The 25,236-nt window shown below is 39.7% G+C and carries 21 protein-coding genes; 7 read left to right on the top strand and 14 right to left on the bottom strand.

Going from position 1 to position 25,236, the window contains the following annotated elements; translation table 11 throughout:
* Nucleotide 1: 1 nt before the first annotated feature.
* On the bottom strand, nt 2-1,300 hold the full coding sequence (locus A9J31_RS00675) for an FAD-dependent oxidoreductase (protein ID WP_067761518.1): 1,299 nt from the start codon (nt 1,298-1,300) through the stop codon (nt 2-4).
* Nucleotides 1,301-1,730: 430 nt separating this feature from the next.
* A complete protein-coding gene (locus tag A9J31_RS00680; protein ID WP_067761520.1) occupies nt 1,731-2,609 on the bottom strand; it encodes a pirin family protein in 879 nt (292 codons plus the stop codon).
* A 328-nt stretch (nt 2,610-2,937) separates the two neighbouring features.
* Between A9J31_RS00680 and ycaC the strand changes: the two genes are divergently transcribed.
* Nucleotides 2,938-3,561, top strand: coding sequence for an isochorismate family cysteine hydrolase YcaC (gene ycaC / locus A9J31_RS00685; protein WP_067761522.1), 624 nt, complete (start codon nt 2,938-2,940; stop codon nt 3,559-3,561).
* Between the two features lie 115 nt (nt 3,562-3,676).
* Nucleotides 3,677-4,600: a LysR substrate-binding domain-containing protein gene (locus tag A9J31_RS00690; RefSeq protein WP_067761524.1), complete on the top strand. Its 924-nt coding sequence runs from the start codon at nt 3,677-3,679 to the stop codon at nt 4,598-4,600.
* 69 nt (nt 4,601-4,669) lie between these two features.
* Here A9J31_RS00690 and ahpC read toward each other — a convergent pair whose 3' ends face one another.
* From ahpC to A9J31_RS00710, 4 genes are all read right to left on the bottom strand, one after another.
* Nucleotides 4,670-5,233: an alkyl hydroperoxide reductase subunit C gene (gene ahpC / locus A9J31_RS00695; RefSeq protein ID WP_067761526.1), complete on the bottom strand. Its 564-nt coding sequence runs from the start codon at nt 5,231-5,233 to the stop codon at nt 4,670-4,672.
* Between the two features lie 266 nt (nt 5,234-5,499).
* Entirely contained in the window at nt 5,500-6,078 is a 579-nt protein-coding gene (gene ssb, locus A9J31_RS00700; protein WP_067761528.1) for a single-stranded DNA-binding protein, read from the bottom strand.
* A gap of 51 nt (nt 6,079-6,129) precedes the next feature.
* Nucleotides 6,130-7,494: an MFS transporter gene (locus tag A9J31_RS00705; protein WP_067761530.1), complete on the bottom strand. Its 1,365-nt coding sequence runs from the start codon at nt 7,492-7,494 to the stop codon at nt 6,130-6,132.
* Nucleotides 7,495-7,651: 157 nt separating this feature from the next.
* Nucleotides 7,652-8,740 carry a DUF475 domain-containing protein gene (locus tag A9J31_RS00710; RefSeq protein WP_067761532.1) on the bottom strand — a complete coding sequence of 363 codons (1,089 nt, stop codon included), beginning with the start codon at nt 8,738-8,740 and terminating at the stop codon, nt 7,652-7,654.
* Nucleotides 8,741-8,948: 208 nt separating this feature from the next.
* Here A9J31_RS00710 and tenA point away from each other — a divergent pair, with 208 nt between their 5' ends.
* Nucleotides 8,949-9,611, top strand: a complete 663-nt coding sequence (tenA, locus tag A9J31_RS00715) for a thiaminase II (RefSeq protein ID WP_067761534.1) — start codon at nt 8,949-8,951, stop codon at nt 9,609-9,611.
* Nucleotides 9,612-9,685: 74 nt separating this feature from the next.
* On the opposite strand, the gene A9J31_RS00720 is transcribed toward tenA, so the two are convergent.
* The 3 genes from A9J31_RS00720 to A9J31_RS00730 form a co-directional block, all read right to left on the bottom strand.
* Nucleotides 9,686-10,408 (bottom strand): hypothetical protein, encoded by a 723-nt coding sequence (locus A9J31_RS00720; protein WP_067761536.1) that lies wholly within the window; start codon nt 10,406-10,408, stop codon nt 9,686-9,688.
* Nucleotides 10,409-10,573: 165 nt separating this feature from the next.
* Nucleotides 10,574-10,915, bottom strand: a complete 342-nt coding sequence (locus A9J31_RS00725; RefSeq protein ID WP_067761538.1) for a GlpM family protein — start codon at nt 10,913-10,915, stop codon at nt 10,574-10,576.
* A gap of 135 nt (nt 10,916-11,050) precedes the next feature.
* Nucleotides 11,051-11,419 carry a hypothetical protein gene (locus A9J31_RS00730; RefSeq protein ID WP_067761540.1) on the bottom strand — a complete coding sequence of 123 codons (369 nt, stop codon included), beginning with the start codon at nt 11,417-11,419 and terminating at the stop codon, nt 11,051-11,053.
* 181 nt (nt 11,420-11,600) lie between these two features.
* Here A9J31_RS00730 and uvrA point away from each other — a divergent pair, with 181 nt between their 5' ends.
* Nucleotides 11,601-14,432, top strand: a complete 2,832-nt coding sequence (uvrA, locus tag A9J31_RS00735) for an excinuclease ABC subunit UvrA (protein WP_067761542.1) — start codon at nt 11,601-11,603, stop codon at nt 14,430-14,432.
* A 114-nt stretch (nt 14,433-14,546) separates the two neighbouring features.
* Here uvrA and A9J31_RS00740 read toward each other — a convergent pair whose 3' ends face one another.
* Both A9J31_RS00740 and blaOXA read right to left on the bottom strand, forming a co-directional pair.
* Entirely contained in the window at nt 14,547-16,280 is a 1,734-nt protein-coding gene (locus tag A9J31_RS00740; RefSeq protein WP_067761544.1) for a P-loop NTPase fold protein, read from the bottom strand.
* Between the two features lie 217 nt (nt 16,281-16,497).
* Nucleotides 16,498-17,280 carry a class D beta-lactamase gene (blaOXA, locus tag A9J31_RS00745; protein ID WP_081410224.1) on the bottom strand — a complete coding sequence of 261 codons (783 nt, stop codon included), beginning with the start codon at nt 17,278-17,280 and terminating at the stop codon, nt 16,498-16,500.
* A gap of 228 nt (nt 17,281-17,508) precedes the next feature.
* Between blaOXA and A9J31_RS00750 the strand changes: the two genes are divergently transcribed.
* Nucleotides 17,509-18,318 (top strand): toxin-antitoxin system YwqK family antitoxin, encoded by an 810-nt coding sequence (locus A9J31_RS00750; RefSeq protein ID WP_067761548.1) that lies wholly within the window; start codon nt 17,509-17,511, stop codon nt 18,316-18,318.
* A 30-nt stretch (nt 18,319-18,348) separates the two neighbouring features.
* Here A9J31_RS00750 and A9J31_RS00755 read toward each other — a convergent pair whose 3' ends face one another.
* Nucleotides 18,349-20,067: a GGDEF domain-containing protein gene (locus A9J31_RS00755; RefSeq protein WP_067761550.1), complete on the bottom strand. Its 1,719-nt coding sequence runs from the start codon at nt 20,065-20,067 to the stop codon at nt 18,349-18,351.
* A 1,105-nt stretch (nt 20,068-21,172) separates the two neighbouring features.
* On the opposite strand from A9J31_RS00755, the gene omp33-36 reads away from it, so the two are divergent.
* Complete coding sequence (gene omp33-36, locus A9J31_RS00760) at nt 21,173-22,066, top strand: porin Omp33-36 (RefSeq protein ID WP_067761553.1); 894 nt, start codon at nt 21,173-21,175, stop codon at nt 22,064-22,066.
* A 58-nt stretch (nt 22,067-22,124) separates the two neighbouring features.
* Here the strand turns inward: omp33-36 and A9J31_RS00765 are convergent, their stop codons facing one another.
* On the bottom strand, nt 22,125-22,823 hold the full coding sequence (locus A9J31_RS00765; protein ID WP_067761555.1) for an ion channel: 699 nt from the start codon (nt 22,821-22,823) through the stop codon (nt 22,125-22,127).
* A 404-nt stretch (nt 22,824-23,227) separates the two neighbouring features.
* Between A9J31_RS00765 and A9J31_RS00770 the strand changes: the two genes are divergently transcribed.
* The gene (locus tag A9J31_RS00770; RefSeq protein WP_081410225.1) at nt 23,228-23,455 is read left to right on the top strand and encodes a hypothetical protein; all 228 of its coding nucleotides are present in this window, start codon (nt 23,228-23,230) and stop codon (nt 23,453-23,455) included.
* Nucleotides 23,456-23,520: 65 nt separating this feature from the next.
* On the opposite strand, the gene A9J31_RS00775 is transcribed toward A9J31_RS00770, so the two are convergent.
* Entirely contained in the window at nt 23,521-25,236 is a 1,716-nt protein-coding gene (locus tag A9J31_RS00775) for a cation acetate symporter (RefSeq protein WP_067761559.1), read from the bottom strand.

The following is a 25,236-nucleotide window of genomic DNA, read 5'->3' on the forward strand; positions in this document are numbered from 1 at the left end:
TTTAATAACCGAGTTGTGGGGCAACCTCCACTTTAGGTTTTAAGCCCACAAACGGCAATGGTGCACCGAAGATTTCTGCAATATGCATCGCAGATGTCACCGCAGATTCTAAGATAGGTAATCCATCACATGACCAAGAGCCGCAGAAAAAGACTTTTCGATCTGTTGCCAAATGGCGTTGCTGCAATTCTTTGTTCAATGCAACCGTTTGTGAGTCCACCACAGCACGCGTTAACGTTACAGAAGAAATGATTTTTTTAGGATCAATCTCGGTCACGGGACGCCAAGTTTGGAACACAGGTGTTTTACCAACCAAACTCGGTTCAATCGAGTTGAGCCACACTGTAAATTGCTGACGGGTAAATTTACGATCCATCATATAGCTGAGTACTGCCCAATCTTTACGTTTTGGCGGCATCACCGTCTGATCGGTATGAATGACCAATTCACCTTGTTCAAATTTAAATTTTTTTAACAAAGCAATGTCATCTGCAAATTGCGCTGCATCCAAAAATTCTTCAATTTTTGTGGTTGGCGTTGCAACAACGACACGGTCGAAGATTTGATGATCTCCCGACGCATTTTCAACCAATACTTGCTCATTTTGCTGGCAAACTTTGGTAATTGCTGCACCGCTTTGAATATCAATGCCCTCAACCAGTTTATCGACCAGTGCTGGTGTTCCACCCTGAATACGAAGTAAAGCATCACCATCAGTTAATTGACGTAAGAAAATCAATAACGGTTTTGCTGGCCATTCACCAATTGTTTTTGGATTACAGGTACAAATGGTGTAAAGCACTGGCATCACCGCACCGTGCCAAAATACTTCTTCAATATCATTTTGATTTATAAATTCAGCCAAAGTGATGTCTTGTTCTTTCGATTTGAAAAAGCGTGTAATCGCAGCTTTCAGCTGTAACATACCTTTGACCAAGCGCCAGCCATACTGCTGTAAACCTTTACGGTTATTAATAATTGGGAAATTACCAATACGACTACGACTGGTGGTGAGCCATGTCTCTGTACGGTCTTCAAATAACCAACTACATGCCATATAAGTCCGGACAGGAAAGGTCTGAATACCCAAATGTGCAGCCAAACTCAGAGTGTTTTTCCATAAATGAGGATTCATCACACGTAATGGAGCATCAATGAGCCCACCTTCAAATTCAGTGCTGTGGCTGTCCATACCACGACCAGGCAGAGCTTCGAAAATTGTAATGTTATGCCCTGCATCTTTAAGAATTCTTGCGGTAGCTAGCCCAGCCATGCCACTACCGATGATTGCAATATCCAATCTGCTTGTCCATCTATAAAATACCGATAAAATTATGACTGATCAGCACTAAAAAATAGCTATTAAAAAATACCAGATTCGCTTTTTTTGTATGAATTTAAATATTGAGACAGCAGATGCATAATTACAAATAATTACACTCAAAAAACACCTATTTAAGCATCGGTTTTTTAAAATATTTTTTTAATAAATTTTAATTAACTTGTAAAACCAATCAATTAAATTAACCATTTTTATAACTTTTGGTTTACTTCAGTCCTCGATACCGCTAAGATGCGCAGCACAAGAAAGTGATAAATACATCACACTATATACAAAAATAAAATGATCTTAAAATCATGACAAGAAGAAACAATACAGCGTAAAAACAAAAAGCCTCTGAATATTCAGAGGCTTTTTTTTCTCTTTTTTGCTCAGAACAAACCTGATATTAAGCTTCTGTCGCCACTGCAATTTGACCAAACTTTCCTTGATTAAAATCATCAAAAGCTTGAATAATTTCAGCTTTACTGTTCATAACAAACGGGCCATAACCTTGAATGGGTTCATTCAATGGCTCGCCGCTTAACAATAAAAACTTACTGTCTTGAACAGCTTCCAACTGAATCGCTATATCGTCTTTAGCAAACATGACCATAGAGCTATCTAGCACTTTTTGACTTGCATTGACCAGCACCTCACCACTGAGTACGACCAAAATGGTGTTATGACCTTCAGGTACATGTAAAGTGGTTTCATCCGCAGCTTTCAGCTCACCATCCCACACATTTATTGCACTAAAAGTATGAGCAGGGCCAGTTTGACCTGAGGCTTCACCTGCAATGATGCGAATATGACCAGCATTGTCTTCAAGCTCTATCTGAGGAATATCCGCAGCACGTAGCGCTTGATAACGTGGTTGAGTCATTTTATCTTTGGCAGGTAAATTCACCCACAACTGCACCATTTCAAATAAACCACCTTGTTGGGCAAAGTGTGTCGAATGAAACTCCTCATGCACTACACCAGAGCCTGCAGTCATCCATTGCACATCACCAGTTTGAATGGTTCCGCCGCCACCGCTTGAATCTTTATGAGTCACCTCGCCACTATAGGCCAACGTCACCGTTTCAAAACCACGATGTGGGTGTGATCCTACCCCATGTTGTGCAGTAGTTGGGTCAAATGAATATGGTGCAGCATAATCCAAAAGCAGGAATGGGCTAATCGCCTGACCAAGACGATCATAAGAAAATAAGCTTTTAACAGGAAAGCCATCTCCTACCCAGTGCATTTGCTGGTTACGATACACACCAATAACTTTTTTCATCTTTTGCTCCTATATTCAGTGGATCTGATGAACATGTAGTTATTTTAGTTATTCCCTAGTCCAATCACCATCTATCAAACAATATTCAATATCTCATATTTAGAACAATTAATGATTTTAAATGCTTTTATTTAGCTCGAGCCATTGAAGTTGAATCGCCTATTCTTGCAAAAAAATTCATACACTTGCATATTATCCCAAATTTATGATTAAGCTTCTCATCACAGTCGGTTCTATTGTCCTGTTTTTGCCATTATTCTAATTTAGGCAACATCATCTTCACCCTGCAATTGGGGTGAAAAAAACAAATTTGAATGAGGAAAATATAATGGGCAAACCTTACGTACGTTTAGATAAGGACAACGCAGCAGTTCTTCTCGTTGACCATCAAACAGGTCTACTTTCATTGGTTCGTGATATCGACCCAGATAAATTTAAAAATAACGTGCTAGCACTTGCAGCCTTAGCTAAATATTTCAATCTTCCAACAATTTTAACTACAAGCTTTGAAGACGGTCCAAATGGCCCGCTTGTCCCTGAACTTGTAGACATGTTCCCAAATGCTCCTTTCATTGCTCGTCCTGGCCAAATCAACGCTTGGGACAACGAAGATTTTGTTAAAGCAGTAAAAGCAACGGGTAAAAAACAACTCATCATTGCAGGTGTCGTGACTGAAGTTTGTGTAGCTTTCCCTACACTTTCAGCACTTGCTGAAGACTTTGACGTATTCGTAATTACCGATGCGTCTGGTACGTTTAACCAGATGACACGTGATGCTGCATGGGATCGTATGTCACAAGCTGGCGCTCATTTGCTAACTTGGTTTGCTGCTGCGGGTGAATTACATCGCGATTGGCGTAATGACATTGACGGTTTAGGTGCATTGTTCGGTGCGCATATCCCTGATTACAAAAACTTGATCACAAGCTATGTAAAAAACACTGCAAAATAATTTATTTTGCCAATAAAAAAAGCGGTCTTCGGATCGCTTTTTCATATTAAGCCCCGCCACATTCACGTATGATTTGGGCATAACTTCCATTTTTGGATATAAATTTAGGTGATGTATGCACTCATTTGATGATTATTACTACTTTTATCTGGTGGTGAAACACGGTGGTTTTAGTGCTGCAAGCGAAGCATCAAATATAACTAAATCTAAACTCAGTCGACGCATTTTAGACCTCGAAGCAAAATACAATATTACGTTAATTCAGCGTTCTACACGACACTTTAAGGTCACGACATTAGGCCAAGAATTGTATGAAGAATGCATAAAAATAATTCAGCAAGTCGACTGTGCGCACAACGTGCTGTTAAAACAAAAAAGTGAACCTGAAGGATTGGTTAAAATTAGTTACCCACCTGTCATGATGGAACGTCAAATTCGCCCGTTACTTAATCAGTTCCTTAAAAATCATCCTAAAGTGCAAGTTGAGCTTGAACTATCTAGCCGTCGGGTTGATGTATTACATGACGATATTGATCTCGCCATTCGTACCAATTTTGCTGAAAATGAAGACTCTAGCATTATTGTACGTGACGTAATTAAAACCGTGCATTGTTTAGTGGTTAGCCCTGAGGTCTTACAAGGGCGTGTACTTGAGCATATTACCGAGTTAAGTGAATTTCCAAGTATTGTGTTAGGGACACAAAAAAATCGCCACCAATGGCATTTACATCATTTAGCGCAACAAGAACAAATTGAAATTTCACTCAACCCACGCATCAAAAGTAATGACTTGGCTGGTGCCTATTATGCTGTTTTAGATGGTTTAGGGATTGCCGACCTGCCTTATCTCACGGTCAAAGACGATATTGAAGCCGGACGCTTAATTCACCTTTTCCCCGAATGGTGCTCAAATGTCGGAACCATCCAGTTGGTCTACGCTTCACGTAAAGGGCAACGTTTAGTGATGGAACAATTAATTGAGTATTTGGTCGAAGGTATTCGTGAATATGGCCCTCAACATGATGGTTATTTAATTTAATCTTTCGTATGCATAAAAAAGCCAGAACAATGTCCTGGCTTTTTGTATTTCAGTCAAACTGAATCGATCTTAGATTTTACCAACCAAATCAATTGATGGTGCAAGTGTTGCTTCACCTTCTTTCCATTTCGCTGGACATACTTCACCTGGGTGAGCATGTACATATTGTGCCGCTTTTACTTTACGCATTAATTCAGATGCGTCACGACCAATACCGCCTGCGTTGATTTCAACGATTTGGATTTTACCTTCAGGATCGATAACAAAGGTACCACGATCTGCAAGGCCATCCGCTTCAATCAATACGTCAAAGTTTTTCGCTAAGGTCCAAGTTGGATCGCCAACCATTGGGTATTCGATTTTCTTAATTTCTTCAGAAGAATCGTGCCAAGCTTTATGTGTAAAGTGTGTATCTGTTGATACTGAGTAAATTTCTACGCCCATTTTTTGGAATTCAGCATAGTGATCAGCAAGATCGCCTAATTCTGTTGGACATACAAATGTGAAATCAGCAGGATAGAAGAATACAACAGACCATTTACCGTAGAAGTCTTTTTCTGAAACTTCAACAAATTGACCATCTTTGTAAGCTGTTGCGTTAAATGGTTTTACTTCAGTGTTAATTAAACTCATGTGATATTCCTCTAACTCATTTCAGGTTTGTTTCTCTGTTGAAGTTAGAATACGAAAAATATTATCATAGGTAAAACCGTACTTTTTTATAAAAACTATCGGTTTTTTAGATTCATTATTTATATTAACATTTCGAGTTTAATCGACGCTTCCAATCCATAATCTATTCACTCAATGCTGCACACAGTACTGGCTAACATTTAGATACACATAAAAAAGCCCTCAATATTGAGGGCTTTTTGGATGATGATTTACTGTTTTAAAAATTAAAATGGTAAGTCGTCATCTAAATCCGCTGCTGCAGGTGCTGGCGTTGGTGCAGGTTGTTGCTTCGGTGCAAAACCACTTGGGTTGTTATTGCCATAGCTGTTGCCTTGAGCAGGTTGGTTATTTCCATAACCACCTTGGTTGCCGTAGCCGCCTTGGTTTTGGTTATTGTTATAACCACCTTGTTGGTTGTTAAAACGTGGTTGGTTAAACTCACCGCCTTGACCTTGCTCGCCTTGTTGACGGTTGTTATCCAACATTTGCATCTGTTCACCACGAATTTCAGTGGTATAACGCTCTTGACCATTTTGATCAGTCCATTGGCGTGTACGTAATGAACCTTCAATATAAACTTTAGAACCTTTACGCAAATATTGCTGAGCAATTTCACCTAAACGGTTATGCAACACAATACGGTGCCATTCAGTTTGCTCTTTACGCTCACCCGTATTTTTATCAGTCCACGAATCACTTGTCGCGATTGAAAATTGGGTTAATGAACCACCATTTGCAAAAGTTTTAGTTTCTGGGTCTTTACCCAAAGTACCGACTAAAATGACTTTATTTACACCACGCATCAGACGTATTCTTCCTATTTATTTCTATTATTTACTTTATAAGAGTTATGCTTAAATGGCTACCTCTTTCCCTAACAAGTGCGTTAAATGTTGTCGCGCAGATTCATCAATTTGCTGCTTATCCACTTTTACGTAAGCCACTTGTTGGTCAGACATCACCACGACCTCTTCAATACCACGAATTGCCAAAAGCTGAGAAGTCCATTCATCTGTTTGTTTGTCATCCGGTAAGCTAAATACCATTGACGACAGATAACGCGGCTGTGCCAAACCAAAACTAATCAGCAACCATACAATCGCTAAGGCCGTTAAAATCCCCCAACCCATCGCTGTATTGTTTAGCACTAATAGTTGTCCACCAATCATCCCGCCAAAAAATGCACCGAGAAATTGACTACTCGCATTCACGCCCATTGCTGTTGCTTTCGACTGAATCGGTGCTGCTTTTGATAACCACGATGGCAACAATGCTTCCATCACATTAAAGGCAATGAAGAATAAGCCTAAACCGAGCAACAGAATATATTTCGATTCAAAACCAAATATTAAAATCCCTAAACCTAGGATAATGCCGCCAATTGCAGTTAAGAAAATGCCACGCATTTTGCGATATTTTTCCGCCAAAACAATACTTGGAAAAGCAAACAACAGACTCAAAATCAATAATGGCAAATACACCAAACCATGTGAGCTAAGCGGAATTTGGGCAAAATCAATTAACTGTGAAGGCACATAAATAAACATGGCAGTGAGTAATAAATGCAATGCAAAAACCGAGACATGTAAACGGTTAAGATCACCCATTTTCAACACTTGTTTAAGCTGTGCCACATAACCTTGCTGAAAGTTACGATGGTGACGGGTCACTTTTGGCACCAATAGCAACATTGAAATGGCAGCCAGTCCCATAATGGTTGTCACCCAAAATAGTCCTGAGATTCCCACTAAACCAGTGAGCCAAGGGCCTAAACTGAAGGCTACAGCAAAAGACACACCAATACTCATACCCATGGTTGCCATGGCTTTCATACGATTTTCTTCGCGGGTCACATCGGCAAGTAAAGCCATGACCACCGCTGAAACTGCACCACCGCCCGCAATTGCACGACCAATAATCACGCCATAAATGCTGTCCGACATGGCTGCAATTGCACCACCTAACGCAAACAGCAATAGCCCAATAACCACCAAAGGCTTACGACTATAGCGGTCCGCAATTAAACTAAATGGAATTTGTAAAATCGCTTGAGTTAAACCGTATACACCGACTGCAAGACCAATTAATGCAGGTGTCGCTCCTGCATACTCCTGTCCTGCTACAGAAAATACCGGAATAATCATGAACAGCCCCAGCATGCGCAAGGCAAATATGCTGCTCAAAGCAAAGGTTGAGCGTCGTTCAAGAGCATTCATCATAGCTGGTTAAAAATTCATTAATCTTGGAATGGGATTATAGGACATTCAGCGTGCAGCGAAGCAGGATTTTTATTTAAATTAAAGATGATCATCATCTAAAAAACAAAAAGCGCAGCCAGTGCTGCGCTTTTGTAAGCCTTTCAAGCTTGAGCAGGGATTAACCGCCCAATTGTTGTTGACGTTTTTTATATTGGATTGAGGCGATCACGGCCCAAACAATAAATGCCACGCCAATCAGACCAGTTACCACTTCAGGAACGTGTACACCTGTACCACTCGCTAACATGATGAATGCAAGTGCACCAATGGCATAATGCGCACCATGTTCAAGGAAGATATAAGCGTCCAAAGTACCTTTATCAACCAAGTAAATCGTCATTGAACGTACGAACATCGCACCAATTGCAAGACCTAACATGATGATCACAACGTCAGAGGTAATCGCAAAAGCACCAATTACACCATCAAAACTGAACGATGCATCCAGTACTTCAAGGTAAAGGAAGCCACCAAAGCCTGCTTTGATCACGCCCGTTGGCGCTCCATTCGCATCGTGACCAACCGCATTACCATTTTCATCAACTTCAGGTTCACCACCCAGTAAGTGACTCAATACTTGTACACCGATATAAATCACAATACCCCAGATACCTGCCATAACCACAGCAAGACGTGTTTCTTCAGCGATATTTGCCGCCATTACTAAAAGTGCAATGAGCGCAATAAATACCGACATGGCTGGAACGTTCGCAAGATTTGCCAAACGACGTTCTAACCAACGGAACCAATGAGTATCTTTACCTTCATCTAAGAAGAAGTTTAAGAACACCAATAAAAGGAAAGCGCCACCAAATGCAGCAATTTCAGCATGATGTGCCATCAACTTGGCAGAGTATTCAATTGGATTATTCAGTGCCAATTGCACCACTTCCATTGCGCCCATGTCTGCCGTTACAGCAACAATGACGATTGGGAAAATCAAACGCATACCGAATACAGCAATCACAATACCCACGGTCAAGAAAATCATTTTCCAGAAATGATCCCAACCACGGAGTACCGATGCATTCACCACAGCGTTATCAAATGATAATGATACTTCCATCACTGCCAAAATTGCAGTAATGGTCAAAGCCGTAAACATGGCCTGTAAGCCCGCATTTGGGCCATGCGTAAAGCCCCAATAAGCAGAAATAGCCAGACACACGATCGTAAAGAAGATAGAGAAACCAAAATGTTTCATCATGGTAGATCGACCTGTTTTTTCAAAATAAGAGTAAAACTAAAACTAAAGATAGAGTTGAGTTTTATGCCGCGATTATGACGCTTTTTATGAATGAAACCAAAAAAATCTTCGTTACATTTTGAATAAACACTCTAAGATGAAACATTCTATTCTGATGCCACCATATGGCATGCACATGCTTCATTGATTGAATTTGTAGGAAGATCCAATGCTTTTTTCGCAAGATGTTTGGCAACGTAATGCTGAACTGTATCAGCAGATTTTAAATTTACCGTTTAATCAGGAACTGGCTCAAGGCACATTAAGCCGAGATGCCTTCAGCCATTATGTGATTCAAGATGCCCACTATCTTTTGGCCTATGGTCGTGCCTTAGCTGTATGTGCCGCAAAAGCCTTTGAGGCAGATGATGTCATTCAGTTTTCTGAAGGGGCAAAAATTGCAATTGTGGTCGAGCGCAGCTTACACAATGACTTTATGCAAGGCTTTAACATCAGCAAAGAAGAATTTGAAAATACACCACTGACCCTTGCCTGCCACCATTACACTTCATTTTTAACCGCAACAGCCTGGTCAGAAAGCTATCCAGTCGTTCTGGCTTCGTTGTTGCCGTGTTTTTGGATTTATGCAGAAGTGGGTAAAGCCATTGTGAATCAATCAGTACCAAACAACCCTTATCAAGCATGGATCGACACCTATTCAGGTGAAGAATTTAATACTGCAGTGAACAATGTCATTCACACGATTGATAAAGTCGCAGCGACTTGTGATGCTGACACCTTAACCAAAATGCATAAAGCCTATACCGATGCCGCTAAATTAGAATGGATGTTTTGGGACAGTGCCTACCAACAACGGACTTGGCCTATTTAAAATAAAAGCTATACATATAACCGTCTTTACCCTAGGACGGTTATACAAACAGATAATAAATTTAAAGACTAAAATTAACTTTTAAAACGATACCACCCTAAGAAAATACCAACGCCAATCATTACTAAAAAAATAGCAAATTTGGCTTCGCGTGTTTCACTGCGAATACGGTGACGATCTTGTGTTTCTTCGGATTGGAATTGTGATTTCATTAAAGGATCAAGATTGGCAATGGCCTTTAAGTCTTTAGGTTTTTCACCTTCACCTAAGACGATATATAAACCTTTCACATCCATTTCATGCATTTGCCCCAGTTCAATATTAAGCTGCGTGGATTGTGCATTATATTCAGGCACCCAGTCTTCAACTCTGGCATAGACGTGTGCACGACTCACATCAAACACAGAGGCATCCTGAATCGTTTTACCAGTTTGATCCTGAATTAATTCTGCAAAATCTGAATATTGCGAAAATGCAAATTCTTTCTTATTCGCTAATCGGATTCCCTCGAAACCATATTCGTCAATTTTTTTGGCAGGATTATTTTTAAATAAAATACCTTGAGGCTGTACTTTAAAATCTAATACTGTGTCGTCAGGAACTTGATTGGTCTGCAACACCATATAAACCACCGACCACATTTGAGCATTAGGTGCAATAGCCGATGCCTTTACGCTATAACTTTGTCCCGCTTGTGGTTCAATAAACTGCTCAAAGCCAAGAATTTTGGTATCTTCAGCCCAAGCCATCACCCCTGTGCAGAGCCCCAACAAACAAATTAAAATTTTTACCCACATAAGTTGCTCTTGTATTATTTATAAAGTCATTTTTTTGGCCATTATAGTGATTTAATGTGTGATAAACATCACACTCATATTTAATAAACAATTGGAAAAAATGAATATTTTTTAATTTTTATGCTGTTTTATTAATCAAAGTTCCAAATACCATTACAGACATTTTTAAGCTTGAAAACTTTGCCAAGTATAAATCAAGACCGCTGCGGCAATTATCCAACTTACGGTTGCCACACTCAAACATGCCACGAGGCTTAAACGTGTAGCCAACACATAAACCATCAGCAAATAAATGAAATATGGAATCAGTGACCATATGCCAAAAAGTGCAGTTTTCTGTAAAGCCGCCGCTCCTTGATCACTGGCTACAATCACATGTGCAATCAAAGCAAAAGTCGGAAATAACGGAACTAAGCCAGCAATATAAAAAGCCTTACTTTTAGACAGCAGAGCAATCAGCACCACGACCAGCGCGCCCATTAAACTTTTTAAAAATAAAGACAACATGCTTATATTCCATTAGCAAAAACTCGCCTAGTCTACTCCTGACTTAGTGTTGAAATAACCTCAATAAGCACTTTCTGTTTAAAAAATCAAAGTCGCTATCGAATTAGTCTTCAAGTGGCTTTTCGCATTGTCCGTTTATTTACACCAAAGACTACTGGTAAAGCGCGCTTTTTGCTCCAAAGCCATTTGTTTAAATTGCGCTTGAACTGTTTGATCATCATCCGTCATTAGGTGTTGGTTGGCATCCACCAGAGCCAATACATAATCATATTGTTTCGGTATTTTGTCGCAAGCTAGATGCTTTTTTTCTGTATCCGTCTTGGCTTGTCCTAATTCAGCAATATATAAATCGATTTTTTCATTTTCAAGATTCAGCGCGGTCGTTGCTTCTTGCAGGGTGTTGTACTTTTCGACTTTCAGGTGGCTTGTTTCCGTACACGCACCCAATAAAAATGTAGCGACCAATACGGCAACACAGCCTGTTACTTTTACTAAAACTGTCATCTTTCGAATTGTCCTGTCTTGATTACACCTGAATGCGCGCTGGCATTTCCGTGATCAATCAAATTTTGTTTCGGCCTTTTTCTCACAAAGACATGCATAAATCTAGGTTTAATTTACACTTGAACAATTTTCATGCGCTATCATATACAAGTTTTTCGATGAAACTTTTCAGGACCCTTGCATGAGCCAAAGTCATATCCGTATTCGAGGCGCACGTACCCATAACTTAAAAAATGTGTCACTCGATATTCCACGCGACAAGTTTGTGGTAATTACGGGACTTTCCGGTTCAGGTAAGTCCTCTTTAGCCTTTGATACCTTATATGCCGAAGGCCAACGCCGCTATGTGGAATCGCTGTCTGCTTATGCGCGTCAGTTCTTATCACAAATGGAAAAACCGGAAGTCGATTCGATTGAAGGCTTGAGTCCCGCAATTGCCATCGAACAAAAATCGACGAGTCATAACCCGCGTTCTACGGTCGGCACAATCACCGAGATTTATGACTATTTACGTCTGCTATATGCACGTGTCGGCACACCGTATTGCCCTGAACATGACTTACCGATGGTGGCTCAAACCGTGTCGGAAATGGTTGATGCAGTTAAAGAGCTAGAAGAAGGTACAGCACTGATGCTGCTCGCACCTGTAGTACGTGACCGTAAAGGTGAATACACCAACCTGTTTGAGCAATTACAAGGTCAAGGTTTTGTCCGTGCCCGTGTCGATGGTGAAGTCATTGATATTGATACCCCACCTGAACTAGATAAAAAGAAAAAGCACACCATTGAAGTCGTCGTTGACCGATTCAAAGTCCGTGATGACTTAGGTAATCGTATTGCCGAAAGTTTTGAAACTGCACTGCGTTTAGGTGGCGATATTGCCATTTTGTCGTGGATGAAAGGTGAAAAAGAAGACCGTGTGTTCTCCGCGAAACACTCTTGTCCTGAATGTGACCGTGCTGTCGGTGAACTTGAGCCACGCCTATTTTCATTCAACAACCCCTTTGGTGCCTGCCCTGTTTGTGATGGCTTAGGAACCCGCAGCCATTTTAGTGCCGAAAAACTCATTCCAAGTCCAGATGTATCAATTAGCCAAGGTGCGATTCGCGGCTGGGATCGTCAGCGTCCGTATTACTACAGCATGATTCAAAAGGTTGCCGATCATTTTGGCTATTCTTTAGAAACGCCGTGGAATGAACTCGATGCCGAGACCAAAAAGAAATTCCTTTATGGTACGGGTAAAGAAAAAGTTGACCTCAGTTATATTGATGAACGTGGTCGCTCACACAAACGTGTGCAAGCGTTTGAAGGTATTTTGCCTCACCTAGAACGTCGTTACCGTGAAACGGAATCGAACTATGTCCGTGAGGATTTGGCGCAGTATTTATCCAATGCTGCCTGTGATGCCTGCGATGGTTCACGTCTGAATGAAATCTCACGTAATGTGAAAATTTTGGACAAGACCATCGCACAGATCACCAAAATGTCGATCGGCGATGCTGAAAGCTACTATCAAGACCTCAACTTAAGCGGTGCCAAAGGCGAAATCGCTGATAAGATTTTCAAAGAGATTCGTGAACGTCTGCATTTTTTAGTTTCAGTGGGTTTGAACTACTTAAGTTTGTCACGTTCTGCCGAAACCCTATCCGGTGGTGAAGCTCAGCGTATTCGTTTGGCTTCGCAAATTGGCGCGGGCCTGATGGGCGTAATGTACGTGCTGGATGAACCCTCTATTGGTTTGCATCAGCGTGATAATGACCGCCTATTGGAAACCCTAGTACGCTTGCGTGACTTAGGTAATACCGTACTAGTTGTAGAACATGATGAAGATGCGATCCGTGCCGCCGACCATATTATTGATATTGGCCCAGGTGCAGGTGTGCATGGTGGTCATGTGATTGCCGAAGGGACTTATGATGAAATTTTGGCAAATCCAGATTCATTAACTGGTCAATATCTATCAGGAAAGCTCAGTATTGATGTGCCGAAAACACGCACACAACCGCCAAAACCTGAAGAACAAATCAAGTTGATGGGTGCTGCGGGTCATAACCTGAAAAGTGTCGATTTGACTATTCCTCTAGGTGTAATGACTTGTGTAACAGGTGTGTCCGGTTCAGGTAAATCAACGCTAATTAACCGTACTTTGTTACCGCTTGCAGCGACTCAATTGAATGGTGCAACCACATTAACGGCTGAGAAATTTGATTCGATTGATGGCTTACAATTCCTTGATAAAGTCGTCGATATTGACCAAAGCCCGATTGGTCGTACGCCACGTTCAAACCCTGCAACATATACCGGTTTATTTACCCCTATTCGTGAACTTTTTGCGCAAACACCTGAAGCCAAAGCACGTGGTTATGCGGCAGGTCGTTTCTCGTTTAACGTGAAAGGTGGTCGCTGTGAAGCCTGCGAAGGTGACGGCATGATTAAAGTCGCAATGCATTTCTTACCTGATATGTACGTGCCTTGTGATGCCTGCCACGGCAAACGCTATAACCGTGAAACTTTAGAGGTTGGCTATAAAGGTCGTAACATTTCAGATGTGTTAGAAATGACAGTAGAAGATGCAATGCATTTCTTTGACGCTATTCCTGTGATTCACCGTCGTTTGGAAACCTTGAACCAAGTTGGCTTGGGTTATATCCGTTTAGGTCAATCTGCAACCACGCTTTCGGGTGGTGAAGCGCAGCGTGTCAAATTGGCTCGTGAGTTGGCGAAGCGCGATACAGGCAAAACCTTGTATGTGCTTGATGAACCAACAACTGGTCTGCACTTCCATGACATTGCCAAGTTACTCGATATCCTGCATGAGCTTCGCAACAAGGGTAATACCATTGTGGTGATTGAGCATAATTTGGATGTGATTAAAACTGCCGATTGGGTGATTGATTTAGGCCCTGAAGGTGGTGCTGGCGGCGGTATGATTATTGCCGAAGGTACGCCAGAGCAAGTGGCGAAGAATAAAGTATCGCATACAGCGAAGTTCTTAAAGCCGATGTTGAAGTAATTCAATCCTCCCCAACCCTCCTTTAATAAAGGAGGGAGTATTCCATTATTAATTCAGTGGAGTTCCCCCCCTCTTTTTCCTTGCGCCATATATGGCTCAGGGTTAGGGGGAGATTTAGTTCTCTAGTCGAGTTATCAGATAATCCATATAATTTTTATAAAATTCAGATTCTTTTCCTTTTTCTTCATAGATTTCAGTGATCATTGTTCTAAAAGAAGCTTTAAAATTTGAGGCAGTAGGCCTTTCGAGTATTTTTTTTACTATATAGCTACTATTAATATCATTAAATCTTTCATCTTGGAGGATTTGAATAAATAACAGTTCTTTCCATTGTTGTTTATTCGCTTTTTCTACGGATAACTCATCCTCACTACTTCCAGCGCCATTAACAAATATTTTAAAAACAGCATCAACTAGAATTGGTAAATGTTCAGAACTCAACTCAAATTTTTCAATATAATCTTCAAAAACGGGTCTAATTTCACCTAATTGATTTATACCTATAAATGATCTTCTATTTCTAATCATTTGTTCATGTATCCACTCACATGTAATACATTCTAATTCGATCGCTTGATCGGAATGCCCAAATAGCTCTAGAAGTTTAATTGCAAAACTTATATTTCCTAAATTTTCTAAGCCTATTACTTTTTTTGTTATTTCAAATAAATCTTTAGGAAAATTTTCATCTGCTTGCAACTTCCAAAATTTCTTAGTTATTGCATGAAAACTTTTTGTATAGTCATTATTTTTTTCGGATATCAATTCAGAACTAGCTAACTCTTTTAATAAACCGAAATCCAGTTCATCTACTTGATCAAACCATTTTTTGAACTCACTAAGCCATACATCAGAATGTATAAAATTGTACGAAATATTCTGTAATGCTTTATATGTTTTAACTTTCCTCTCAGACCAATCTTTTTGATTATCTTCGAGAACCAATTGGATATCTTCCCATTGAAAATCATATTTAACACCAAAATCAGAAATGAAATAACCTTGTAGAATTCTAGTTAGAATAATTAGTTTAGTGGAATCGGCCACCACTTTAGGTAGTTGATCTAGAAACTGGCTATACAATTTTATGACTTTTTGAAAAAATCTAAAATTATGAATCTCTAACTCTTCAGCAAATTTAATCATCAAATTAACTAAATCATCATCTATATCTTTTGTATTTGCACGAATCAAAGGTTCAACAGATGTAATTTTTATGGTTTCATCAATCAACTTTTCTTTATATTCAGCATATTTTTTCTTATTCTCTCCTTCAGCTTTATCTTCATCTAAAATCAAAACGACCTGACAATTTCTTTCTAGTTTAAGCTGATTTGCCAAGCCCATGACATCTTTTATATCAAGCTTGTTTGACATACGTTCAAAGTCATCAAAGCAGATAATCGCATCTTTAACTTGAGCATATAACACGGATTCAAAAATTCGTGCAGAAGAACTAATTCCATATTCGCTGCTCGTTAGCTTAACCTCTCTTAAAGCTGTAAGTCCCTTTTTGATGAATGTAGGTATTTCAAAGTTCTTTGTGGACTCTTGATTAAAGTAATTACTACTCATATTTGTGGATATAGCAGCTTTAAGATCAGATAAATTTTCTATACCAAACAAAGAAACATAAGCATATTTTTTATCAAAAAAACTCTTATGTTTAAGCCTTACGGACAGTGGTAAATACTTCCTTTCCTGTTCTTTGATTGATTGAGCTTTTAAAAAACTATTCCAGAAGAAAGTTTTCCCAACTCCCCAAGACCCCGTAATCGAAATTGCTATTCCTATATTTTCATTTTTTCTAAAAATTTCTTCTAACCGTTGTTTTTGAGACTGATTCATTTTCTTGAAATATTAAAGACTTGTATACTTTATATCTTCAAAAAATCATAAATTCAATCACATAACTTTCGACATGAATGTCGCCTGTTTGACTGGGGCAGCACGGATGTGCCCTCAGGCAAACAAAAGCATTTTGCTTACTTTTGTGCTTTCAAAAGTAAGATAAATCCTATGCAATGAAAAATAACTCAAAACTCAAAACTCAAAATTCAAAAAATTAACGTAAATAATGAAACACACCTAACTTATCCAACACATCCAACGTCAACTGCTTACGCTCCGCCACATCATCCCCTGCAGCCATCTGCATATTCAAACTAAACGCTGTAATCTTGCCATGACCATCATCTACCCAACCGGTATACCACCCAACTTGCGGCTCTACATCCATACCCCAACCACTTTTGGCATATAACTTTGCATCCCCACGGCTTTCAATATAAAGCATGTCTTTGACTTGCTTCTGTACAACAACATCAAAAGGCAAGGTCTGTGTCGCAAGCTGATACGCAAATTGAGCTTCTTGTTCAGGCGTAATCTTCAACGGCCCGACTAACCAAAAATTATCCACCTGTTTACCAATATTGGCATTGCCAAAACCTAACCGTTTAACTTCCTGTTGCATTAAAGCCAAGCCAATTCGTCTTGCCAGTTCCTGATAAACAGGTACAGCGGAGGCCTGCATCGCCTCGCCCAATGTCAGGTCTTTTTCCCAAGTGGGAAACGCACGCTTTTCGCCATTCCATTTAAATATTTCGTTCGTGGTCACTTTAGCATGCTGTAGACCAATTAAAGCATTCAACATTTTAAATGTAGACGCTGGAATATATTCTGTTTGAGCACGTTTTAAATCATTACCATATTGCCGCCAAGTTGAACCATCAAAGGTCACAAACACGGCCTGCGTCTGTGCTTCATTGAACAAAGTAGTAATCTCTTGTACCCGAATATCGGCTTGATTATTTATAACTGTAGACGAAGCGGAATGTGCTGATTTCATAACACTCACCTGCTTAGTACAGCCATATAGCCCGAAAAAAAGCACAAATAGAACTGATATTTTTTTCATGTGATTATTTTTCAATTTTGGATTCAGTTAAAATTATAAAATGTGAAGTAAGCCAATACTGTTTCTTTTTATCCTCAATCGCACTTATCATATCTCGGTCAATCATCGGTATAGATGACACATATTTATATTTTTCTCATTCAACAAGAATAATCAACAATGAATAAATTTCTACTTTGTTTTGGTCTTTTAATCTGCCCGATCGCAAGTTTTGCCGATGGCTACCTCAATGAATATATGGTGCTGTTTGTTTCTCAAGAAGATCCAGATCTTAGTCCTTGGAAAGACCTCCCACAATGTATTGCACACAGCACGCCAACCGCACAAAAAGGTATTTTTGAAAACCAATATACCTATGCAAATGGTGATGCCCTCACTACGATATTCTTAAGCTCAGATAAAATTAAAAATGGCGAGTGTGAACATCTCATTCATTTTCCTGATGATATTAAAGGCTCAGGTGTATTTGAAAGTTATTACCCTAATGGCAAAAAACGTAGTCAGATTGAATATCAAGATGGGTACTATCAAGGAAAAATACAGTTTTGGTTTGCCAACGGTTTGAAGGAACAAGAAAGCGCAATCATCAATGGTGAGTCTGAGGGTGATTACAAGATATGGCATCCCAATGGGCAAATTGCGCTATCCATGAAATATAAAAATGGAATTGAAAGTGGTATACGCCAGCGCTGGTATCAAAATGGTAATCCTTGGACCTACGCAACATTCCAAAACAATAAATTGATTGGCGATTTAAAAATGTGGTTTGAAAATGGAAAATTGGAACGTCAAGGGTCTTACCGCGATGGTGTGCGCCATAATATTTATAAAATTTGGTATAGCGATGGGCAACCAGAAGCAGTCTTGCAATACAATTTAGGTAAGATCAGTTCTGCACAATGTTGGAATAAAACAGGCACTTCATTTTCAGGGCAAGCCTGTTCAAATCGTTATAAAGACGAACAATAGACTTTACATTGAGTAAGCAAAATATAGTGATTAAGACGATACTTGGTCACGACCCGCAGCTTTTGCTCTAAACAGTGCTTGATCTGCGCGCTCTAATAAACTGATCCAACTGGTTGCACCAACCGTAACACCAATACTCACGGTAATCGCCAAATGTGGAACTTCGCTGGCAATACTTAGCGGTGCTTGTTGAATGTCTAGCCGAATGATTTCTGCAATTTCTTGGGCTTTATCTAATTCAATGCCCTCAATAAGCACCAAAAACTCATCGCCGCCATAACGTACAACCAAATCCGAAGATCTTACATGTTGACGCAGTTGATTCGCGACATGTTGGATCACAACATCACCAACGATATGCCCATATTGATCATTCACCTGCTTAAAGTGGTCGATATCAATAATAATTAAAGTTGTTTGTTTAAACTGCGAGGGTTGAGACTCACGGAACTTAATGTATTCATCCAGTGCAAAACGATTAGCTACACCTGTTAAAGAGTCTGAATTGGCAATATGTTTCAGTTGAAACTCTAAGGCATCACGCTGCTGCAACATATTTTCAATACGATGAATTGCATCAAATAAGCTTAAAAAATCATTTTGTACTATCTTCTGATTGACCTCATTCAATGCGACGGGCGGCTGTGGATGTCTAGCCAATTTAAACAACTGATAACGTGCACGAATGAGTGGCTCAAACACCCATTTTTTTGCATAAATCATAGTCATCACGGCAGTCAGCAGTGAAACCAATGATAAAAATAGCGTGAAAAACAATTTATCGCGTGCATTATTTTTTTGATCGTCCGCAACTTTTAAACTGTAATCTAGAATATAACTCTGTAATTTGACTACGGTCACGAATTTATCCACCATCGCATCTGTCAATTGAGTACCATCTAAACTGTAGGGTTCCTGCTGTGTGCTTTGCTGTACTAATCCAGCAATAATGGGTAAACCCTTGTCAAGAAATTCAGTTTTTACCGCATTATGCAGTTGGCTAAACTCATTGGTTTTATCATGTTCTGATTGCACCACATGAATCAGTTCCCATAAATAACGCGCTTGGCGCTGAGTCTGTAAAGTATGTGCTAAATTTCCTTCAGGAATTGGCTGTTGAAAAGATACAGCCGCCATAATATTTGAAGCAACACGACCAGCTTGATCTCGCAGCTCCGCAAGCAATAAAATTAGGGTGTAATAATTCGATACTTGCGTATCTTTACCATGTGAATAATTAACTAATTTTTGTAGGGCGATGTAGCTTTGGTCCCAGGCCTGAAACATGCTAATGATGGCATGATCAAGCTGTTCTGCATGACGCTGCTCCCTAGGCAAAGCAATATAAGCATCCACAGTACGGCGACCTTTATTGAGATAAGGTGCAAGATTTGACTCTAATTGTTGAGCAATCGGAGTAAAGCCTTTCTGCTTTAAAGTGTTTACCGTGTTGCGATACTGCTGGTCTACCCCTTCCCGATATTGTTTTAATTCTACAATTTTTTCTTCACGCTGCTTGCCATGACTCGACATAGCACTATTAGCCGGTGCGCGCTCACGTGAAATTTGATTGGAAAGGTCGGCCACCATTTTAAGCATTTGAATTTCTTTCAATGCTTCAGCGCTTTTCACATAATTTTGATAACTACTGACAATGAGCGGCACACTGATAAAAACAATGGACAACACAATGACCAGCATGGCGATCTGTAGCCGACGGCTAATATGCTCAGTTCTTAAGGTTTCCATCTAATTTATGCCCCACTGCTGCATACCCCATAAAATGCCGTAGAATTGATTCATCCTCATCGACATTTTTCGCTATAAAATATAATAAAAATTTATAAAAACTATAATGAATATATCTAAGTCTAAATCTTATACAAAAGTGAATAATCTGTCACATTCTTCCGCAAAGATATTTGAAAAATAATGACTTTATCAGTTGAATGAAAAAAATGCGTATTTTTTTCTAAATAGTTCCTTATAAAATATTTACATGCGCAATAAATTGGTGCACAATGCACCGCATTAGGGCACGCTAAAGTCATTCCTCAGCAGAATATTTTAGTTTCCCGAAGATTTTGGCTAAAAAATCCTGATTTTTCTATAAAATCAGGATTTTTTTTGCCTATTACTCAGAGCTGAGAACAATCAATCTTGAAAATAAGCATCATTTTGGTGCATTTTTTAATATAATCATTCATCTTTATTTTTTACTTTATCTTTCAATAAAAATTTTTAAACAAAAAAAAGCCCAACCTTGGGGAAAGCTGGGCGAATAAAAAACAAACTATGGAGAATCAGGGTCAAAGTCACACTTTTAAGCTGTGTTCTGACTCGATTAACAAATTATGCTGTATTAAAAACCTGATGTAAAGCCTAGTAATCCACTAAGGTATGAATTACGCCTCATTTAAATAATTTTTATGTGACCAATACATCAAATACCCAAAAGAAATGTATATTTATTATGCAATAAAACTGATTTTGCCTAACTTATCAGCGCTTATTTATCAATTCAGTCGCTTAAATAGGCTCAAAAGCGTTATTATTCACACTATTTTTAAATGTTTTTTTGAATTAAATAAATATTTATAATTGTTTTTTCAAATCAAAAAATGACTGATTTTTTCAAGTGCCTACCAATTTTTAGTTTTTTTCTTTTCTTATTTAATTGTTCTCAATGATATTTTTAGTATGACTACGCAGTTAGAGTAAAAGCTGCATTTTTTATTATGAAAATTTGCTTTGATTCAAGCCTTGAATAATAATCTTTAAGATCATTGACTTAATAAATTGTTACAATACAATGCACAATGTTTAATCCATTTGTAACAACTGGTAGAAAATCATGAAAAAACTCGGTTTAGCCACTGCTTTATTATTAGCGATGACCGGTGCTCAAGCTTACCAATTCGAAGTACAAGGTCAAGCAGAATACATCGACACAACTGCAAACGACAAAGACTTTACTGGTGGTGTTCAAGGTACTTACTACCTTAAAAACGTTGACTCTACAAAAGGTCCTTTAGCTGAAGCTGCGTTCCTTAACCAAGCATCTAACGTTTCTGTAGCGTATAACTACGGCGAAGTTGGTTCTAAAGGCACTGACGTTGTTGCTCATAACTTTGGCGCTAAAGCTGAAGCTTATGTTCCAACTAAAGTTGTTCCTGTATACGCTAGCGCTTCTTACAGCCACACTATCCTTGACAGCAAAAATGCAAACAACACTGACAACAACGGTGACCGTTATGCATTAGAAATCGGTGCGCTTCCAACTCAAAACTTCTTAGTTGCTGTTGGTTACACTAGCGTTGCTGATCAAGCTGCTGTTGATGCGTTCAACGTAATGGGCAACGGTGTTGCTAAAGCTGCTGCTGAAGCTACAACAATTGGTCAAGACCAAGATGCAATCACTGCACGTACTAAATACGTTGGTGCAATTGACGATACAAATATGGCAATCGGTTTCGAATCTGGCATCATCTACGGTGATGACACAGCATTCCAATTAAAAACTGATCTTTTTGTAACGCCTAAATTAAGCGTTGGTGCTTCTTACGCTGAATCTAGCTTTGCTGGTACTCCAGACTCAGCTTGGGGTGCAAACGTAAACTACTTCATCACTCCTGCTGTTGCAGTTGGTGCGAGCTACGTAAATGCTAACTATGAAGCTGAGAAAGGCCAAGTATTAAACTTCGGCGACACTCAAACTGTGGGCGTAAATGCTAAATTCCGTTTCTAATTCCATTTAGAAGCTGAAATAAAAAAGGACGCAATTGCGTCCTTTTTTGTGTCTTACATTATTCTTGATCTTTGGATTTATGATGATTGGGTACATGGGCAATATATTGTAAAGCGATTAGCCTCGATACAATTAAAGCCAGATACATCACACCACAAAACATTTGCAGCATGGCCAATACTCGCGCAGGAGCACTCATTGGCATTAAATCAGACAAGCCTGTAGCCGACTGTAAACTAAAACTCAAAAATAATAGATCAAGCCAAGACTGTAAGCCGGGCTCCGCTGGATTCACGAAACTATCGGGATAAATTAATTGGCAAATGCTATATAAAAATGCAAAAGCCCATGCAATTAAGGTAAAGACAGCACCCGCTGCAAACAACTCATCTTTGGTCAAATATCGGTCTGCAAACATATAGCGTAATACCCCATAAGCCGCACTCAAATACGCACAGGCTTCAAAAGCATGGGCAATAATCTGAATATTCGGGTCGTTTACCCCAAACATAATCAGGGTCGAAAATAGCACCGCACATCCGACAAAACTCAGCCCCAAAATCGTAAACATCGGCGTTTGTCGAATGACTTTAGCAATAATCAATAAAACCAATACGCCCAAGACCCATAATAAAGCACGGAATGATGGACTCTCACGGGTAAAAGCTGTGAGTACCAAAATCAGAAATTGTGTGAGTAACAACCAGGCCGAAGGCAATAAGCGAAACCCTTTCCAAAAATCTACCAATCCTTGCATTGTTCATTTTCTCAATATGCTTTGGGCGAATATTCAAATTGTTCTTATCACGAAATTTATGCTTAATCTCGAGGCCAAACATTTATTCTAAATTAGCATGAACATCTATTTTTTCTGCAAATATTTGTTGATGTCATCACATTCATTTCTCTCCTATCCTAAGTATTTGCGCTTACAAATACGGTCATAAAAGGTGATGTAAATTTAAGCACAAAGGTACAAAGTAAAAAATGCGTTGTATGGGAAGAACAATAATGAATATTCGTATATTTTTACTTGCGTGATGCTGTGCGTTTTTCATTTCAGCCTGTAGCCAAAAGGACACACCACTCGATGGCCATGAAAATTATATTGGTACATGGCAGAACGCCCAAAGTGAATTAATCATTCGCCCATCGGGTAATGTGAATTACAAGCATCAGGAACATACTGAGAAAAGCATCGCCAATCAAACCTTCAATGATGCCAAACAATCCAATTTCAAAGCTCCAATCACAAGTTTTAATGCGCAAAGCTTTCGTATCGGGCAAGATCAACTCAGCCATGAATTTAAGATTGACCAAGCACCTTATCAAGATGAACAAGGTCATTGGAAAATGACACTCAATGGTGAAAGCTACACCCGTCAATAGCAAAGATGTTGAAAATACTTGGGCATAAAAAAGCCCCTCTACAGGGGCTTTTTAAGATGTTCAGATTAGTGATCTGAAGCACCTGAGATACCAATACCAGTTTGTGAACGTACATACTGCGCATCGAATGCTTTACGTTCTGCTTGTGCTTGTGCTGAGTTATCAGTCACAGAGAACAACCAGCAGCAGATGAACGCTAATGGCATTGCAAAGATTGCTGGACCATTGAATGGGTTAATTGGTGTTTCAGAAATTGCGAATGTATCTACCCAAACTGCTTTAGACAATACAATCAGTACAACTGCTGTTAATAGACCAACTAGACCACCAATCACTGCACCGCGAGTGGTTAAACCTTTCCAGAACATTGACAATACAAGTACTGGGAAGTTTGCACACGCTGCTACAGAGAACGCCAAACCAACCATGAACGCTACGTTTTGTTTCTCGAACAAGATACCTAAAATCATCGCAAAGATCGCAAGACCTAAAGTTGCAATTTTAGACATACGTAGTTCTGATTCAGGTGTTGTTTGACCTTTCTTGAATACGTTTGCATACAAGTCATGTGAGATTGCAGAAGCACCTGAAAGTGTCAGACCCGCAACTACCGCAAGAATTGTTGCGAATGCTACTGCTGAAATGAAGCCCATGAACAAGTCACCGCCTAACGCATCAGACAAGTGCACCGCAGCCATGTTGTTACCACCTACAAGCTCAAGCTTGCCAGTCACTGCCATTTTCGCTACATCAAGGAATTGTGGGTTGTTCGATACATAAAGGATCGCACCAAAACCGATGATGAAAGTTAATAGGTAGAAGTAACCAATGAAACCTGTTGCCACAACCACTGATTTACGCGCTTCTTTTGCATCTTTTACCGTGAAGAAACGCATCAAGATATGTGGCAGACCTGCTGTACCAAACATCAATGCAAGACCAAGAGAAATCGCATCAATCGGGTTTGCTGCAAGTTTACCTGGACCCATAATGTTGGTTGCTTCAGCTAAAGTTACATCATGCACTTTAGAGAATACTTCAATCGATTGAGAGAACATTTCAGAGAAACTGAAGCCCACACCTTTCATCACCATGAATGCCATGAAAGTCGCACCAGACAATAGCATTACAGCTTTAATGATCTGTACCCAAGTTGTCGCCAACATACCACCGAAGATTACGTAAGCCATCATCAGAAGGCCAACAATCACCACAGCGATGTTGTAGTTCAAACCGAAGAGGAGTTTGATCAACTGACCCGCACCCACCATCTGAGCGATTAGGTAGAATGCAACCACTACGAGTGAACTGATCGCTGCCAAAGTACGTACTGGTTTTTCAGCCAAACGGAATGAAACCACGTCCGATAAGTTGAATTTACCCAAGTTACGAAGACGTTCAGCCACCAAGAACAATACGATTGGCCAACCCACCATGAAGCCCAATGAATACAGTAGACCGTCAAAGCCTGAACTGAATACCATTGCGGAAATACCCAAGAACGATGCTGCTGACATATAGTCACCGGCAATCGCGAGACCATTTTGGAAACCCGAAATACCCCCACCCGCTGTATAGAAGTCAGCAGTGTTGGTGGTTTGCTTCGCAGCCCATTTGGTAATCAGTAAGGTAAAGCCCACAAAGATGGCAAACATGATAATTGCATGCCAGTTGGTTGCTTGTTGCTCTGCAGCACCTAAATCAGGTCCTGCCATTGCCATGCTCGACATGAGCAATGCTGGTGCTGCCAGCGCTTGTGCTTTCAATGAATTCCATTTCAT

Source organism: Acinetobacter gandensis, from assembly GCF_001678755.1.
Taxonomy (GTDB): Bacteria; Pseudomonadota; Gammaproteobacteria; order Pseudomonadales; family Moraxellaceae; genus Acinetobacter; species Acinetobacter gandensis.

Bases quoted from the DNA above. Each gene is read 5' to 3' on its own strand.
- A9J31_RS00680 (WP_067761520.1), bottom strand. From the start codon at position 2,609: ATGAAAAAAGTTATTGGTGTGTATCGTAACCAGCAAATGCACTGGGTA.
- ycaC (WP_067761522.1), top strand. From the start codon at position 2,938: ATGGGCAAACCTTACGTACGTTTAGATAAGGACAACGCAGCAGTTCTT.
- A9J31_RS00690 (WP_067761524.1), top strand. From the start codon at position 3,677: ATGCACTCATTTGATGATTATTACTACTTTTATCTGGTGGTGAAACAC.
- ahpC (WP_067761526.1), bottom strand. From the start codon at position 5,233: ATGAGTTTAATTAACACTGAAGTAAAACCATTTAACGCAACAGCTTAC.
- ssb (WP_067761528.1), bottom strand. From the start codon at position 6,078: ATGCGTGGTGTAAATAAAGTCATTTTAGTCGGTACTTTGGGTAAAGAC.
- A9J31_RS00705 (WP_067761530.1), bottom strand. From the start codon at position 7,494: ATGATGAATGCTCTTGAACGACGCTCAACCTTTGCTTTGAGCAGCATA.
- A9J31_RS00710 (WP_067761532.1), bottom strand. From the start codon at position 8,740: ATGATGAAACATTTTGGTTTCTCTATCTTCTTTACGATCGTGTGTCTG.
- tenA (WP_067761534.1), top strand. From the start codon at position 8,949: ATGCTTTTTTCGCAAGATGTTTGGCAACGTAATGCTGAACTGTATCAG.
- A9J31_RS00720 (WP_067761536.1), bottom strand. From the start codon at position 10,408: ATGTGGGTAAAAATTTTAATTTGTTTGTTGGGGCTCTGCACAGGGGTG.
- A9J31_RS00725 (WP_067761538.1), bottom strand. From the start codon at position 10,915: ATGTTGTCTTTATTTTTAAAAAGTTTAATGGGCGCGCTGGTCGTGGTG.
- A9J31_RS00730 (WP_067761540.1), bottom strand. From the start codon at position 11,419: ATGACAGTTTTAGTAAAAGTAACAGGCTGTGTTGCCGTATTGGTCGCT.
- uvrA (WP_067761542.1), top strand. From the start codon at position 11,601: ATGAGCCAAAGTCATATCCGTATTCGAGGCGCACGTACCCATAACTTA.
- A9J31_RS00740 (WP_067761544.1), bottom strand. From the start codon at position 16,280: ATGAATCAGTCTCAAAAACAACGGTTAGAAGAAATTTTTAGAAAAAAT.
- blaOXA (WP_081410224.1), bottom strand. From the start codon at position 17,280: ATGAAATCAGCACATTCCGCTTCGTCTACAGTTATAAATAATCAAGCC.
- A9J31_RS00750 (WP_067761548.1), top strand. From the start codon at position 17,509: ATGAATAAATTTCTACTTTGTTTTGGTCTTTTAATCTGCCCGATCGCA.
- A9J31_RS00755 (WP_067761550.1), bottom strand. From the start codon at position 20,067: ATGGAAACCTTAAGAACTGAGCATATTAGCCGTCGGCTACAGATCGCC.
- omp33-36 (WP_067761553.1), top strand. From the start codon at position 21,173: ATGAAAAAACTCGGTTTAGCCACTGCTTTATTATTAGCGATGACCGGT.
- A9J31_RS00765 (WP_067761555.1), bottom strand. From the start codon at position 22,823: ATGCAAGGATTGGTAGATTTTTGGAAAGGGTTTCGCTTATTGCCTTCG.
- A9J31_RS00775 (WP_067761559.1), bottom strand. From the start codon at position 25,236: ATGAAATGGAATTCATTGAAAGCACAAGCGCTGGCAGCACCAGCATTG.